Origin of the sequence: Nocardioides sp. (genome assembly GCF_030019515.1) — a bacterium.
GTDB lineage: Bacteria > Actinomycetota > Actinomycetes > Propionibacteriales > Nocardioidaceae > Nocardioides.
This window is the reverse complement of the sequence record NZ_JASEEQ010000001.1, coordinates 77,648-91,225: the sequence shown is the minus strand read 5'-3', so window position 1 is coordinate 91,225 and position 13,578 is coordinate 77,648. Positions and strand designations below refer to the sequence as shown.

Annotated in this window: 15 protein-coding genes; 4 read left to right on the top strand and 11 right to left on the bottom strand. The window is 71.3% G+C overall.

Features of this window, described 5'->3' with window-relative positions:
- Nucleotides 1-6: 6 nt before the first annotated feature.
- Both QMC84_RS00440 and QMC84_RS00435 read right to left on the bottom strand, forming a co-directional pair.
- On the bottom strand, nt 7-1,578 hold the full coding sequence (locus QMC84_RS00440) for a polyketide antibiotic transporter (RefSeq protein WP_300370395.1): 1,572 nt from the start codon (nt 1,576-1,578) through the stop codon (nt 7-9).
- On the bottom strand, nt 1,575-2,507 hold the full coding sequence (locus tag QMC84_RS00435) for an ABC transporter ATP-binding protein (RefSeq protein ID WP_300370392.1): 933 nt from the start codon (nt 2,505-2,507) through the stop codon (nt 1,575-1,577). Before QMC84_RS00435 ends, QMC84_RS00440 begins: the two co-directional genes overlap by 4 nt.
- Before the next feature lie 53 nt (nt 2,508-2,560).
- Between QMC84_RS00435 and QMC84_RS00430 the strand changes: the two genes are divergently transcribed.
- Nucleotides 2,561-3,031 (top strand): MarR family transcriptional regulator, encoded by a 471-nt coding sequence (locus QMC84_RS00430; protein ID WP_300370389.1) that lies wholly within the window; start codon nt 2,561-2,563, stop codon nt 3,029-3,031.
- Between the two features lie 434 nt (nt 3,032-3,465).
- Here QMC84_RS00430 and QMC84_RS00425 read toward each other — a convergent pair whose 3' ends face one another.
- The 9 genes from QMC84_RS00425 to QMC84_RS00385 form a co-directional block, all read right to left on the bottom strand.
- Complete coding sequence (locus QMC84_RS00425) at nt 3,466-4,074, bottom strand: acVLRF1 family peptidyl-tRNA hydrolase (protein ID WP_300370386.1); 609 nt, start codon at nt 4,072-4,074, stop codon at nt 3,466-3,468.
- A gap of 224 nt (nt 4,075-4,298) precedes the next feature.
- On the bottom strand, nt 4,299-4,667 hold the full coding sequence (locus QMC84_RS00420) for a metal-sulfur cluster assembly factor (protein ID WP_300370383.1): 369 nt from the start codon (nt 4,665-4,667) through the stop codon (nt 4,299-4,301).
- The gene (sufU, locus tag QMC84_RS00415) at nt 4,660-5,112 is read right to left on the bottom strand and encodes a Fe-S cluster assembly sulfur transfer protein SufU (protein ID WP_300370380.1); all 453 of its coding nucleotides are present in this window, start codon (nt 5,110-5,112) and stop codon (nt 4,660-4,662) included. Before sufU ends, QMC84_RS00420 begins: the two co-directional genes overlap by 8 nt.
- A 3-nt stretch (nt 5,113-5,115) precedes the next feature.
- Nucleotides 5,116-6,387 (bottom strand): cysteine desulfurase, encoded by a 1,272-nt coding sequence (locus tag QMC84_RS00410; RefSeq protein WP_300370377.1) that lies wholly within the window; start codon nt 6,385-6,387, stop codon nt 5,116-5,118.
- Nucleotide 6,388: 1 nt separating this feature from the next.
- Nucleotides 6,389-7,150, bottom strand: a complete 762-nt coding sequence (sufC, locus tag QMC84_RS00405) for a Fe-S cluster assembly ATPase SufC (RefSeq protein ID WP_300370374.1) — start codon at nt 7,148-7,150, stop codon at nt 6,389-6,391.
- On the bottom strand, nt 7,147-7,497 hold the full coding sequence (locus QMC84_RS00400) for a non-heme iron oxygenase ferredoxin subunit (protein WP_300370371.1): 351 nt from the start codon (nt 7,495-7,497) through the stop codon (nt 7,147-7,149). The genes sufC and QMC84_RS00400 overlap by 4 nt, the downstream gene beginning before the upstream one ends.
- Nucleotides 7,494-8,699 carry a Fe-S cluster assembly protein SufD gene (gene sufD, locus QMC84_RS00395; RefSeq protein WP_300370368.1) on the bottom strand — a complete coding sequence of 402 codons (1,206 nt, stop codon included), beginning with the start codon at nt 8,697-8,699 and terminating at the stop codon, nt 7,494-7,496. Before sufD ends, QMC84_RS00400 begins: the two co-directional genes overlap by 4 nt.
- 145 nt (nt 8,700-8,844) lie before the next feature.
- Nucleotides 8,845-10,263 (bottom strand): Fe-S cluster assembly protein SufB, encoded by a 1,419-nt coding sequence (gene sufB, locus QMC84_RS00390; protein WP_300370366.1) that lies wholly within the window; start codon nt 10,261-10,263, stop codon nt 8,845-8,847.
- Nucleotides 10,260-10,982 (bottom strand): metalloregulator ArsR/SmtB family transcription factor, encoded by a 723-nt coding sequence (locus tag QMC84_RS00385; RefSeq protein ID WP_300370363.1) that lies wholly within the window; start codon nt 10,980-10,982, stop codon nt 10,260-10,262. Before QMC84_RS00385 ends, sufB begins: the two co-directional genes overlap by 4 nt.
- 148 nt (nt 10,983-11,130) lie before the next feature.
- Here QMC84_RS00385 and QMC84_RS00380 point away from each other — a divergent pair, with 148 nt between their 5' ends.
- The 3 genes from QMC84_RS00380 (at nt 11,131) to QMC84_RS00370 (ending at nt 13,517) form a co-directional block, all read left to right on the top strand.
- Nucleotides 11,131-11,991, top strand: a complete 861-nt coding sequence (locus QMC84_RS00380; protein WP_300370361.1) for a lysylphosphatidylglycerol synthase domain-containing protein — start codon at nt 11,131-11,133, stop codon at nt 11,989-11,991.
- 123 nt (nt 11,992-12,114) lie between these two features.
- Nucleotides 12,115-12,843: a phosphatase PAP2 family protein gene (locus tag QMC84_RS00375; RefSeq protein ID WP_300370358.1), complete on the top strand. Its 729-nt coding sequence runs from the start codon at nt 12,115-12,117 to the stop codon at nt 12,841-12,843.
- The gene (locus QMC84_RS00370; protein WP_300370355.1) at nt 12,840-13,517 is read left to right on the top strand and encodes a glycerophosphodiester phosphodiesterase; all 678 of its coding nucleotides are present in this window, start codon (nt 12,840-12,842) and stop codon (nt 13,515-13,517) included. Before QMC84_RS00375 ends, QMC84_RS00370 begins: the two co-directional genes overlap by 4 nt.
- Nucleotides 13,518-13,578: the final 61 nt, after the last annotated feature.

Below are 13,578 nucleotides of genomic sequence, written 5' to 3'. Positions count from 1 at the left end.
CCGACGCTAGTGCACGTCGCGCCGCCGGAAGGCGATCTGGCCCGCGACACTCAGCGCGGCTGCCACGGCGGTGAGGGCCACGAACGGGCCCCACCGGAAGGGCTCGAGGGGCACGAGCGCCAGGTGTTCGAACGGCGAGAGGTCCTGGAACCACCGGGGCAGCTGGAAGAGCTCCCCGAAGAACAGCACCACGCACGCCAGCAGCAGCGCCAGCCAGGACAGCAGGACGGCGCGTGGGAGGGCGCCGTGCACCAGCCGCGCGAAGCCGCTCAGCACCAGCACGGCGGGGCTGAGCGAGAGCACCTGCCAGGTCATCCGCAGCACGGCGTCGCCGTCGCCGGTGACCAGGGCGTAGCTGGTGCCGAGGCCGAGCCCGGCGGCCGCCATCGTCGCCACGGTGCCGGCGACCGTGACCACCACATGCCCACCCAGCCAGGTCGACCGCCGCAGGGCCGTCGCCAGCAGCGTCTCGACCCGGCCGGCATTCTCCTCGCCGTGCGGCCGCAGCGACGAGGAGATCGAGAAGCCGGCAGCCAGCAGCGCGAGCATCAGCATCAGCGTCGCGTAGAAGCCGTCCACCAGGTCGGTGCTGCCCTGCAGCATCAGGTCGCGGGAGGTCCCGGAGTCGCCGATCAGGTCGCCGATGTCATCGCCCATCGTGCCGAAGCCCAGGCCGCCGAGCAGCAGCCCGAGCGTCCAGGCGAGGACCGCCGGGCGCTGCAGCCGCCAGGCGAGCCCGAGGCCCGTGCTCAGGCCGCGGCCCGCGCGCGCGGGGCCGGGGCGAGCGGGCAGCACCCCGGACCCGTAGTCGCGGCGGTCGAAGACCGCGTACGCCGCCGCCAGGCCGGCGACCGTCCCGACGAGGAGCAGCACTGCCGGCCACCAGCGCAGACCCGAGAACGCGTGCATCGCCTGGTACCAGCCGATCGGCGAGAGCCAGCTCAGCGCCGCCGTGCTCACGTCGCCGAAGGCCCGCAGGGCGTAGGCCAGCCCGATCACCGTGCCGGCCAGCCCGTAGGCGGCACGGGTGCTGGTGGTCAGCTGCGCGCCGAGCAGGGCGGTCCCGGTGAAGAGCCACCCGCAGGCCGTCAGCCCCAGTCCGAGACCCAGTGAGTCCGCGACCGCCAGGCCGTACGCCGCCAGCGACCCCGCCGTCAGCAGGCCCACGACCAGGTTCGCCAGCGCGGCGTCCAGCACCGCCGCCGTCAGCGCGGCGTACCGCCCCACGGGTGCGGCTCGGAGCAGCTCGTCGCGACCGGACTCCTCCTCGCTGCGGGTGTGCCGCCCGATGAGGAACATGCTCATCAGGCCCACGAGGATCGCGCCGAACGCGGCGGCCTGCCAGGCCACCTGGCCGCCGGTGGTGTTCAGCGCCCGCGCCGGGCCGGCCATGGCGATCAGGGCGGCGTTGCCCTCCATGCCTGCGGCGGCCTTGTCGAACTCCTCCTGGGTCCGGTAGAGCCCGTCGACGCTCCAGCCCTGGCTGACGTAGAGGATCACGATCCCGACCGGCCACCACAGGTACATCCAGCGGTCCCTGCGCAGGAACGCCCGCAGCAGGACCAGCGTCCCGGTCATCGTCGGACGTCCTCCCCCGCCCGATCGGCGCGCTCGGTCTCGGCGTGGTCGACGTAGTGGCGCAGGAACAGGTCCTCGAGCGTCGGGGGCTGGCTCTCGAGCGAGCGGACACCCCCGGTCTGCAGCAGGTCCAGCACTGCGTCGAGTGCGGTGGTGTCCACCTCGAGGTGCACCCGGTGGTTGTCGACGTCGACGTCGTGCACGCCCGGCAGGTCGGCCAGGCCGGCCGGGACGGTGGCCAGGTCGGCGGTGATCGACGTACGGGTCAGGTGGCGCAGCCCGGCGAGCGTGCCGGACTCGACGCAGCGACCCGCCCGGATGATGCTCACCCGGTCGCACAGGTGCTCCACCTCGGCGAGGATGTGGCTGGACAGCAGCACCGAGTGCCCCTCGCTGCGGAAGTCGTCGATGCAGTCGCGGAAGACGGCCTCCATCAACGGGTCCAGCCCGGAGGTCGGCTCGTCGAGCAGCAGCAGCTCCACGTCGGAGGCGAGGGCCGCGACCAGGGCGACCTTCTGCCGGTTGCCCTTGGAGTAGCTGCGGCCCTTCTTGGTGGGGTCGAGGTCGAAGCACTCGAGCAGGTCGGCCCGGCGCCGTTCGTCGAGCCCGCCACGGAGCCGGCCGAGCAGGTCGATGACCTCGCCGCCGGTCAGGTTCGGCCACAGGTTGACGTCCCCGGGGACGTACGCGAGCCGGGCGTGCAGCTCGGCGGCCTGGCGCCACGGGTCCCCGCCCAGCAGCCGGGCCTCGCCGCCGTCCTTGCGCAGCAGGCCCAGGAGCACCCGGATCGTCGTGGACTTGCCCGCGCCGTTCGGCCCGAGGAAGCCGTGCACCTCGCCCCGCTCGACCGTGAGGTCGAGGCCGTCGAGCGCCCGCAGGCTCCCGAACTCCTTCACCAGCTCCCGGATCTCGATCACACAGTCGGTCACGCCCTCGACCGTACACCCCTTTCAGATTCTTCTGAATCTAGTAACATTGGGTCATGGCGAGTGGCGAGAAGCGGGACCGGTTCGTGGAGCGGATGGGCGGCGCGCTCGCCTCGGCGGGGCTGGCCCGCCTCCCCTCCCGGATGTTCGCCGCGCTACTCATCGACGAGGACGGCCGGATGACGGCGGCCGAGCTGGCCGCCGCGCTCGGCGTCTCGCCCGCCTCGGTCTCGGGCGCGGTGCGCTACCTCGACGGAGTCGGGATGATCCGGCGCGAGCGCGAGCGCGGCTCGCGACGCGACATCTTCGTGGTCGACGACGACGCCTGGCACGACACGCTGATGCGGGCCGACCAGATCTACGCGCCCATGCAGGCGGCGCTGCGACGCGCGCTCGAGGAGCTGACTCCCGAGGACCCCGCGTACCGGCGGCTGCGGCTCTCGAACGAGTTCTTGACCTTCATCCTCGACGAGCTCGCCACCATGAACGACCGGTGGGCGGCCCGGGTCAAGGAGCTCGGCCTCTGACCGGGCGCTCGCCGCGACGCAGTCGGCGAGCGCGCTGGTGAACTCATGGCGTGGAAGGCGAGGACGCTTCTCGGCGAGGTGCGCGAGACCCTCGCGCTGCTGGTGGACCCGTGACGACTACCGCATTGGTCGGCTCATACTGGAGCCGCGACGGCTCACAAGTCGGCTACTGAGACCTGCCGGGAGAACACATGCTGAACGTGATCGGTATCGCCCTCACGGTGGCACTCGCAGCAGGAACAGGCTGGCTCGTCCGCCGTCGCGGCGACGTCCTCAGCTATCACCAGACCGACACCACGGCCAATCGGGTGGGGCGGAGCTGGGTGTGGTCTCGCCACGGTGGACGCTGACCGAACCGAGGAACAGTCTCGCTGCGGCTCGCGCATCTGCCGGGTTCCGCGCGGTTGCGCTGGGAGACCCGGGCTGAGATGGGGTCAGGCGTTGACGACCTCGACAGCCACGGCGCACGCCTCTCGCACCGCCTCCTCGAGCACCGAGCGACGCGGGTCGGGTACCGCGAGCCACGGACCGGTCACCACCGGGCCGCGCAGGCGCGGGTCGGCCAGCACCTCGTCGACCGCGGCGTGGTCCCCCCCGGTGACGAGGGGACCGCGCAGCCCCGCGAGGATCCGCGCCGCATGCTCGGCGGCCGCCTCGTAGGCCTGCCGGGCCTGGTTGTCGCGGCGCCGGGCGAACCGTTGCTGGCTCTGCCCGCCGGCCTTGGTGCGGCCCTGGACGTGCCGCTGGCCGACTTTGCTCTCCGTGACCCGTGAACCGGCCAGTCGCGCGATCGCGAACCCACCCTTGCGGACGAGCAGCACGCCCCAGTCGGCCGGGGCCGTGACCGTGTCCGCGAACGTTCCCGGCTCCGCAGGCCCGTCGTACGCCGTCTCGAACGGCATCCGCGCCACGAACGTCGAGCCGTCCTCCGCCGCACCGCGGAGCGCCCCGTCACCGACGCTGAGCGCGGTCGCGCCGTGCCGGGTCGCGAAGTTCGTGACCCAGCGCTCGATCCGCTCGGCAGGCACCTGGACGCGGGACACGGCAGCCAGCCTAGTGACGCAGCGGCCCGGCACCGGTGATCGAGCTTGTGACGGGTCGGGGTCGCGCCCGCACTCGCCCGGGTGGCGACCCGCTCGGCCGCGGGCTTGCCCGGCCGCCTTGCGACTCAGGTCTCGACCCGCCCGTCGCGCCTTCGCAATCTCAGGCGCGGGGCTCGCTCGACCTCTTCGCGTTGTCGCCGGTCACTTCGTTCCCGGCCAACAGCTCAGACGTTGAACCCGAGGGCGCGCAGCTGCTCGCGGCCGTCGGGGGTGATCTTGTCCGGGCCCCACGGGGGCATCCAGACCCAGTTGATCGCGACGTCGTTGACCAGGCCCTCCAGGGCGCCCACCGTCTGGTCGGTGATGACGTCGGTCAGCGGACACGCCGCCGAGGTGAGCGTCATGTCGAGGACGACGTTGGTGGTCTCGTCCACGTGGACGCCGTAGACCAGACCCAGGTCGACGACGTTGATCCCCAGCTCGGGGTCGATCACGTCCTTCATGGCCTCGGTGACGTCGTCCACGGAGACCGTCGAGGTGGCAACGCCACCGCTGGCCTCGGGGACCTCGGGCAGGTCAGAGTGGTCAGACATGGGAATCCTCCTGGGCTCGGGCGAGGGCGTCCTGGTAAGCCATCCACGACAGTAGTGCGCACTTGATGCGGGCGGTCAGCTTGGCGGCGCCGGCGAAGGCGATCGCGTCCTCGAGGACATCCTCGTCGGGCTCGACCTGGCCCTTGCCACGCATCATCTCGAGGAAGGCGTCGAAGACCGGCTGGTTCTCGGCCGCCGTCTTGCCGATCAGCAGTTCGGTCATCACCGACGCCGACGCGGACGAGATCGAGCAGCCCTGGTTGTCGTAGGAGATGTCACGCACGACGTCGCCGTCGAGGTGCAGCCGGAGGGTCACCTCGTCGCCACACGTCGGGTTCACGTGGTGCACCTCCGCCTCGAAGGGCTCACGCAGGCCGGAGTTCAGCCGGCGCTTCGCGTGGTCGAGGATGATGTCCTGGTAGAGGGAGTCGAGATCGTGGCTCATCACTCACCCCAACCTGAAGTACGAGCGGGTGTATTCCAGGGCCTCGACGAGCGCGTCGATCTCCGCGGGCGTCGTGTACAGGTACGACGACATCCGGGTCGAGCTCTGCACGCCGAACCGGGCGTGCGCCGGCTTCGCGCAGTGGTGACCGGCCCGCACGGCGACCCCGCGCGAGTCGAGGACCTGCGCGACGTCGTGCGGGTGCACCCCGTCGATCTCGAACGCGATCGCTCCCCCGCGGTCCGCAGCATCCAGCGGGCCGAGGACGCGCAGGCCGGGCACGGTGGCGAGGCCCTCGAGGGCGTACGTCGTGATCGTCTGCTCGTGCCGGTGGATCGCGTCCAGGCCGATCATCGAGAGGTAGTCGACCGCGGCACCGAGACCCACAGCCTCGACGATGGGCGGGGTGCCGGCCTCGAACTTGTGCGGGATCGGCGCGTACGTCGAGCCCTCCATCCGCACCGTCTCGATCATCTCCCCGCCGCCGAGGAAGGGCGGCAGCTGGTCGAGTACCTCGCGTCGGCCCCAGAGCACACCGATGCCGGTCGGGCCGACGACCTTGTGGCCGGTGAACGCCAGCAGGTCGGCGCCGGAGGCGACGACGTCCACGGGCAGCTGGGGGGCGGCCTGGGAGGCGTCGACGACGACGAGCGCGCCGACCTCGTGGGCCCGCCTGGCGATCTCGGCGACCGGGTTGATGGTGCCGAGCATGTTCGAGACCCAGGTGAGGGAGACCACCTTGGTCCGCTCGGTGATCAGCGAGTCGATGTCGGAGAGGTCCAGCCGGCCGTCGTCGGTCAGCCCGAACCACCGCAGCGTCGCGCCCGTCCGCTCGGTGAGGAGCTGCCAGGGCACGATGTTGGAGTGGTGCTCCATCTCGGTGATGACGATCTCGTCACCGGTACCGATCGAGAGGTCGCCACGTGCCCAGGCGAGGGTGTTGGCCACCAGGTTGAGCGCCTCGGACGCGTTCTTGGTGAAGATCACCTCGTCGCGGCTCGGTGCCTTGATGAACGCCGCCACCTTGTCCCGGGCCGCCTCGAACGCCTCCGAGGACTCCGCGCCCAGCTGGTGCATGGCGCGGGCGACGTTCGCGTTGTGGCGCTCGAGGTGATCGACCATGGTGTCGATCACGACCTGCGGCTTCTGCGAGGTGTTGGCGCTGTCGAGGTAGACCAGCGGCAGGCCGCCCGCGAGCGTCCGACCCAGGATCGGGAAGTCCGCGCGGATCACCTCCAGCTCGGGGAGCAGACCGGCCAGCTGGGTCGTCGTCATCTCAGACCGCCGCCCCGGCGACGTACTTCTCGTAGCCGTTGGCCTCCAGCTGGTCGGCCAGCTCGGGCCCGCCGGACTCGGCGACCTTGCCGTCGACGAAGACGTGCACCTGGTCGGGCATGATGTAGCGCAGGATCCGGGTGTAGTGCGTGATCAGCAGGACGCCCTTGCCCTCCTGGGCACGGAACCGGTTCACGCCCTCGGACACGATCTTCAGCGCGTCGATGTCCAGGCCGGAGTCGGTCTCGTCGAGGATCGCGACCTGCGGGTTCAGCAGCTCGAGCTGGGCGATCTCGTGACGCTTCTTCTCACCACCGGAGAAGCCCTCGTTGACCGAGCGGGTCCCGAAGGTCGGGTCGAGGTTCAGGTTCGCCAGGGCGGTGTTCACGTCCTTGACCCAGGTGCGCAGCTTCGGCGACTCCCCGTCCAGCGCGGTCTTCGCCGTGCGCAGGAAGTTCGACACCGAGACTCCGGGGACCTCCACGGGGTACTGCATCGCCAGGAACAGGCCCGCGCGGGCCCGCTCGTCGACCGTCATCGCCAGCAGGTCGACGCCGTCGAGGGTCACGCTGCCGCCCGTGACCGTGTACTTCGGGTGCCCGGCGATCGAGTAGGCCAGCGTGGACTTGCCCGACCCGTTCGGCCCCATGATCGCGTGCGTCTCGCCGGACCGGACGGTCAGCGTGACGCCCTTGAGGATCTCCTTCGGGCCGTCCTCGGTGTGGACAGACACCTGCAGGTCCTTGATTTCAAGCGTGCTCACGTGGGTGTGACTCCGTTCAGGGTGGTGGTGGTGTCGACGTAGATGTCGTTGGTGCCGTCGGGCAGCGCGCGGACCTCCAGGGGGAAGGTCGAGACGGGCTCGGTGGCGGGGAGGCCGGTCGGCTTGCCGGTGCGCAGGTCGAACCGGGACCCGTGCAGCCAGCACTCCACGGTGCAGTCGCTGACCTCGCCCTCGCTCAGCGGGACGGCCTGGTGCGAGCAGAGGTCCTGGATCGCGAAGAACTCGTCGCCGTGCCGGGCCACCGCGACGGCGTAGGCGCCGATCGTCACGGCGAGCGCCTCGTCGGTGGGCACCTCGTCGGCGGCGCAGGCACGCTCGAAGCTCACGGCGCCTCCTCGGCGGGACCGTCGGAGCCCGCGTTCAGGACGTTCTTGGCGAGCTCCGCCTCGACCGTCTTGAGCAGGCGCTCCTCGACCGACGGGATCCCGACCTTGCGGATCAGGTCGTTGAAGAAGCCGTGCACCACCAGGCGCTGCGCCTCCTTCTCCGACACCCCGCGCGAGCGCAGGTAGAACAGCTGCTCGTCGTCGAAGCGGGCGGTCGCCGACGCGTGGCCGGCGCCCGCGATCTCGCCGGTCTCGATCTCGAGGTTGGGCACCGAGTCGGCCTGGCAGCCGTCGGTCAGCACCAGGTTGCGGTTCTCCTCGTAGGTCTCGATGCCCTCGGCGACCTTGCGGATCAGCACGTTGCCGATCCACACCGTGTGGGCGCCCGCGCCCTGGAGCGCGCCCTTGTACAGGACGTGGCTCTTGGTCTTCGGTGCCATGTGGTCGGCGAAGAGGCGGTGCTCGAGGTGCTGGCCCTCGTCGGCGAAGTACAGGCCGAGGAGCTCCGCCGCGCCGCCGGGTCCGGCGTACTCGACGTTCGCGTGCATCCGGACCAGGTCGCCGCCGAAGGAGATCGAGGTGTGCTTCACGCTCGCGTCCCGGCCGACCCGGATCGCGTCGCGGCCCAGGTGCACCGCGTCGTCGTCCCAGTCCTGCATCGTGAGCACGTTGACCCGCGCGCCGTCGCCCACGAGCACCGTGGTGATCGCGGCATAGCGCGCCGAGCCGGTGTGGTTGACCACCACGGTCACGTCGGCGTTGGCGCCCACGCGGACCAGCAGGCGGCCCCAGACCAGGTCCTCGACCGACTCCCCGTGCAGGTGCAGCACGACGGGCTCGGTGACCACGGCCTCGGCGGGCACGTCGAGCAGCATCGCCCGGCCGGCATTGGCCGCTGCCAGGGCCGAGGGCCGGTCGTTGGGCGCCAGCTCGCCCATCGCCACGACCTCCTCGCCCGTGACCTCGCGCAGGGTGACCCCCTCGGGCACGGTGGTCTCCCAGGTCAGGTGCGCCTCGGACGCCGCGCCGTCGAGGATCCCGCGCAGCCGCTTGAGCGGCGTGAAGCGCCAGATCTCCTCGCGACCGCTCGGGACCGGGTGGTCCGCCAGGTCGTAGGACGCGGGCGGGTTGAGGTGGCTCTCCACCCGATCCACCTCGAGGGCGGCCGACACGCTCTCGCGTGCCACATCAGTCACAGTCATCTATCAACTTCCAGCTTTCAGATCAGTTCTCGAGATAGCGGCCCGAAACCGGCGAGACCGCCGCAACCAGGTGCGGAATGGGCAACCACGCGTGCGATCTCGCGGCCCGCGTGGCGGCGGAGCCGACACGCGAGACGCGAACGCGCTAACCGACGGCCCCCTCCATCTGGAGCTCGATGAGCCGGTTGAGCTCGAGGGCGTACTCCATCGGGAGCTCCTTGGCGATCGGCTCGACGAAGCCGCGCACGATCATCGCCATCGCCTCGTCCTGCTCCATGCCGCGCGACATCAGGTAGAAGAGCTGGTCGTCGGAGACCTTCGAGACGCTCGCCTCGTGGCCCATGGAGACGTCGTCCTCGCGGATGTCGACGTAGGGGTAGGTGTCCGAGCGGCTGATCTGGTCGACCAGCAGCGCGTCGCAGAGCACGTTCGACTTGGAGCCGTGGGCGCCCTCGTTGATCTGGATCAGGCCGCGGTACGACGTACGCCCGCCGCCCCGCGCGACCGACTTGGACAGGATGGAGGACGAGGTGTGCGGCGCCGCGTGCACCATCTTGGCGCCCGCGTCCTGGTGCTGGCCCTCGCCCGCGAAAGCGATCGAGAGGGTCTCGCCCTTGGCGTGCTCCCCCATCAGGTAGACCGCGGGGTACTTCATGGTCACCTTGGAGCCGATGTTGCCGTCGACCCACTCCATGGTGGCACCGGCCTCGCAGGTGGCCCGCTTGGTCACCAGGTTGTAGACGTTGTTCGACCAGTTCTGGATGGTCGTGTAGCGGCAGCGACCGCCCTTCTTCACGATGATCTCGACCACCGCGGAGTGCAGCGAGTCCGAGCTGTACACCGGCGCGGTGCAGCCCTCGACGTAGTGCACGTACGCGCCCTCGTCGACGATGATCAGGGTCCGCTCGAACTGGCCCATGTTCTCGGTGTTGATCCGGAAGTAGGCCTGCAGCGGGATCTCCACGTGCACCCCCGGCGGCACGTAGACGAACGATCCGCCCGACCACACCGAGGTGTTCAGCGCGGCGAACTTGTTGTCGCCGACCGGGATGATCGTCCCGAAGTACTCCTTGACCAGGTCCTCGTGCTCGCGCAGGGCGGTGTCGGTGTCGACGAAGATCACGCCCTTCTCCTCCAGGTCCCCACGGATCTGGTGGTACACGACCTCGGACTCGTACTGGGCGGCGACACCGGCGACGAGGGCCTGCTTCTCGGCCTCGGGGATGCCGAGCCGGTCGTAGGTGTTCTTGATGTCGTCGGGCAGGTCGTCCCACGAAGTCGCCTGCTTCTCCGTGGAGCGCACGAAGTACTTGATGTTGTCGAAGTCGATCGTCGACAGGTCGGAGCCCCACGAGGGCATCGGCTTGCGGTCGAAGAGCTTGAGGCCCTTCAGCCGCAGGTCGAGCATCCACTGCGGCTCGCCCTTCTTGGCCGAGATGTCGCGGACGACGGTGTCGTTGAGGCCCCGCTGCGCGGTTGCGCCGGCGGCGTCCGAGTCGGCCCAGCCGAACTCGTAGCGACCGATGCCCTTGAGCTCCGGGTTGAGTTCTTCGATGGAGGTCATCGGCTGACGTGCTCCTTCTTCTCGGTGGTCATGGGCTTCTCGACGGATGCGGGAAGGTCTGGGATGGAGGTGGTGCAGACCCCGTCGCCGTGGGCGATGGTGGCCAGCCGCTGGACGTGCCGGCCGAGGACCTTGCCGATCGCCTCGGTCTCGGCCTCGCACAGCTGGGGGAACTCGTGCGCGACGTGGGAGACCGGGCAGTGCTGCTGGCACAGCTGCTCCCCCACGGGTAGGTCGCGCACGGCGGCGGCGTACCCCTCGTCGGTGAGCACCCGGGCCAGGACCTCGGCGGGGGTCAGGCCGGGCTGGTCGGCACGGACGTGCTCGAAGCGCTCCGCGATGAACGACGCGCGGCGGACCGCGAACTCGCGCACCGCCGCCGTGCCCCCGGTCTCGGAGAGGAAGCGCAGCGCCTGGACGGCGAGGTCGTCGTACTGCTGGTCGAAGCCGTCGCGGCCGGACTCGGTCAGCGCGAACACCTTGGCGGGGCGGCCCCGCCCCCGGGCGGCGAGGCTCCGGGGCTCGCGGGCCTCGACCGCCCCTTCCTCGACCAGCTGGTCGAGGTGGCGCCGGACCGCTGCGGGCGTCAGGTCGAGCCGCTCGGCGAGCGCCGCGGCCGTGGAGGGTCCGTGGTCGAGGATCGACCGGGCCACCCGCTGGCGGGTGGGCTGATCGTGCCCGGCCTGCGCCGCGGGAGGAGCGACCACGGGGAATTCCACAACGCCAGTGTGCCGTTATTGGCCTCCGCCCTTCAAGTAAGGACGACCTAACCCCCGTTTGGCCATTGCCCGCCCGTCGGTGACACTGGAGATCCTGCGCTGCAACGACGCTGCGACCACGCCGATCCGAAGGTCCCCTCCTGCTCGCATGATCGCCCGCCTCCGCGCCGTCCTCGGCTCCCGCACCCTGCTGGCCCTCGGTGTGCTCGTCAGCATCCTGGTCCCGGTGCTCACGCTCCCCCGCCTCTCCCAGGTCTCGGTCTGGCCGGTCGTCGCCGGCCTGCTCCCGTGGGTCGTCGGGAAGTACCTCCTGTGTCCGCTGCGCTGGCGGGCGCTCACCGACGCCGACCTGACCCGCCGGTGGCACCTGCGCGCGTACGCCGAGTCCGAGCTCCTCGGCCTGCTCACGCCCGGCCACGTCGGCGCCGACCTGTGGCGCCTCAAGCGGCTCATCGGCGTCGGGCTGGGGCGCGGCGACGCCGTGCTGAGCGTGGGCACCGACCGACTCGTCGGGGCGCTGGGGCTCGCCGCGTTCGTGGCGTTCGCCGGTACGGCGCTCCCGGTGGCCCTGATCCTGCCGGTCGCGGGCCTGTCCCTGGCTGCGGTGGTCGCCGTCCTGGTGCTGCGCCGGGTCCGGCCCGACCTGCTCCCCAGCCGCCCACTGCCCCCGTGGCGCGCGCTGCTCCACGGCCTGGTCCTCTCCGCGGGCTACCAGCTCTCCATCGCCGCGCTGCTCCTCGGTGCGGTCGCCGCCACCGGCAACACCGTGTCGCCGCTCGCCGTGCTGGGGGCGTTCGGCGCCAGCCAGATCGCCGGCGCGGTGCCCGGACCGAACGGCGCCAGCCCGCGGGACGGTGCCCTCGTCGTCGCGCTCGCCGCCGCCGGCGTACCCCTCACGGCCGCGGCCGCCGCGGTGGCGCTGAAGGCCGCGGTCGCCTGGCTGCCCGCGCTCGCCCTCGGTGGCACCAGCCTCCTGGCCGGCCGACGGTCCGTGGCCGCCCCGGTCTGACGGACTCGGACCGAGCCAACTCGGGACCTTTGCCACGCGACGCGAGGCGCGCGGCCGGGCAGGATCGATCGTGGGCCACCCCGACGCCGTCACCGAGCGCAGGCAGGAGGCCAGGGGATGTTCATGCCGCAGTCGAGCGCGGTGCAGCACCGCGCGCGCTGGGTCCTCGGTCAGGTCGCGATCGTGCTTCTCGGGCTCTTCTTCTACTTCCAGGTGCGCGGCCTCACGGCGATCGCGCCGTCGACGGCCGAGGGCCACGCCCGGGACATCACGCGTCTCGAGGAGCGGATCGGACTCGACGTCGAGGGGCTGGTCCAGGCCCCGGTCCTGGCGGCCCCCGCGCTGGAGACGGGGGCCAACTGGATCTACATCTGGGGCCACTGGCCGGTGATCGTCCTGACCATGGGCTGGCTGGTGTGGCAGCACCGTCCGGCGTTCCTCCGGCTGCGCGACGCGATGCTGGTCTCCGGCGGACTGGGCCTGATCGTGTACGTGACCTACCCCGTGGCCCCGCCGCGGTTGATCGACCCGGACCTGGTCGACACCGTGACCGAGAAGTCCCACGCCTACCGGGTGCTGCAACCGCCGAGCTTCGTCAACCAGTACGCCGCGATGCCGAGCCTGCACGCCGGCTGGAACCTGCTCGTCGGGATCGCGATCGCGACGGCCGCGACCATGCTCGCGCTGCGCTGGGTCGGGTTCGTGCTGCCCGTGCTGATGTCCCTCGCGGTCGTGGCGACCGCCAACCACTACGTCCTCGACGTGCTGGCCGGACTCGCGCTCGCCCTGGTCGGCCACGTCGGCGCCCTCCTGCTGGAGCAGCGGCGCGAGCGCCGACAGGCCGCGCCATGAGCCTGCTCGCGATCGCCCACCGGGCGGGCAACTCCCTGGCCGGCCTGCACGAGGCGAACCTCCTCGGCGCCGACATCATCGAGTGCGACGTGCACGCCCACCGCGGCCGGCTCGAGGTGCGCCACCTCAAGACGGCAGGACCGCTGCCGTTCCTGTGGGACCGCTGGGAGCTCGCCTCCGCCTCCGCGCCCCGCCTCGGGCTCGCCGAGCTCCTCGACGCCGACCGACGCGGGACGACGTTCATGCTCGACCTGAAGGGACGGTCCGTCTCGACCGGCCGCGCGGTGGCCGAGCTGCTGCACGAGCGCGCGCGCCAGCAGCCCGTGCTGGTCTGCGGGCGGTACTGGCCGGCGGTGGAGGCGGTCGCCCGGCTGCCGTACGCACGCCTCGTGCTGTCCGCCCGCAACCGCGCCGAGCTGGCCGCGCTGCTCCGCCGGCTCGACTCCGTCGACCGCTGCGAAGGCGCCGACCGGACGCCGCCGTACGGCGTCTCGCTGCACCGATCGCTGCTCGACGCGGCGCTGGTCGGCCGGCTACGGCGGACGGTCGAGGTCGTGATGACGTGGCCGATCGACGATCTCGACCGCCTCGACCGCGTCGTCGGGTTCGGCGCGAACGGCCTGATCACCAACGAGCCGGAGATCCTGCGCGAGGTGGGCCGGCGCAGCCGCTGACCCGTGGCCGCGACCGCCGGCCGCTCTCCCTAGACTGGTGCGGTGCCCGCGTCCGACCCCA

Excerpts from the sequence above, each read along its gene's own strand:
- sufD (WP_300370368.1), bottom strand. The coding sequence starts at position 8,699 with ATGACTGTGACTGATGTGGCACGCGAGAGCGTGTCGGCCGCCCTCGAG.
- QMC84_RS00430 (WP_300370389.1), top strand. The coding sequence starts at position 2,561 with ATGGCGAGTGGCGAGAAGCGGGACCGGTTCGTGGAGCGGATGGGCGGC.
- sufB (WP_300370366.1), bottom strand. The coding sequence starts at position 10,263 with ATGACCTCCATCGAAGAACTCAACCCGGAGCTCAAGGGCATCGGTCGC.
- QMC84_RS00410 (WP_300370377.1), bottom strand. The coding sequence starts at position 6,387 with ATGACGACGACCCAGCTGGCCGGTCTGCTCCCCGAGCTGGAGGTGATC.
- QMC84_RS00440 (WP_300370395.1), bottom strand. The coding sequence starts at position 1,578 with ATGACCGGGACGCTGGTCCTGCTGCGGGCGTTCCTGCGCAGGGACCGC.
- QMC84_RS00370 (WP_300370355.1), top strand. The coding sequence starts at position 12,840 with ATGAGCCTGCTCGCGATCGCCCACCGGGCGGGCAACTCCCTGGCCGGC.
- sufU (WP_300370380.1), bottom strand. The coding sequence starts at position 5,112 with ATGAGCCACGATCTCGACTCCCTCTACCAGGACATCATCCTCGACCAC.
- QMC84_RS00420 (WP_300370383.1), bottom strand. The coding sequence starts at position 4,667 with ATGTCTGACCACTCTGACCTGCCCGAGGTCCCCGAGGCCAGCGGTGGC.
- QMC84_RS00380 (WP_300370361.1), top strand. The coding sequence starts at position 11,131 with ATGATCGCCCGCCTCCGCGCCGTCCTCGGCTCCCGCACCCTGCTGGCC.
- QMC84_RS00375 (WP_300370358.1), top strand. The coding sequence starts at position 12,115 with ATGCCGCAGTCGAGCGCGGTGCAGCACCGCGCGCGCTGGGTCCTCGGT.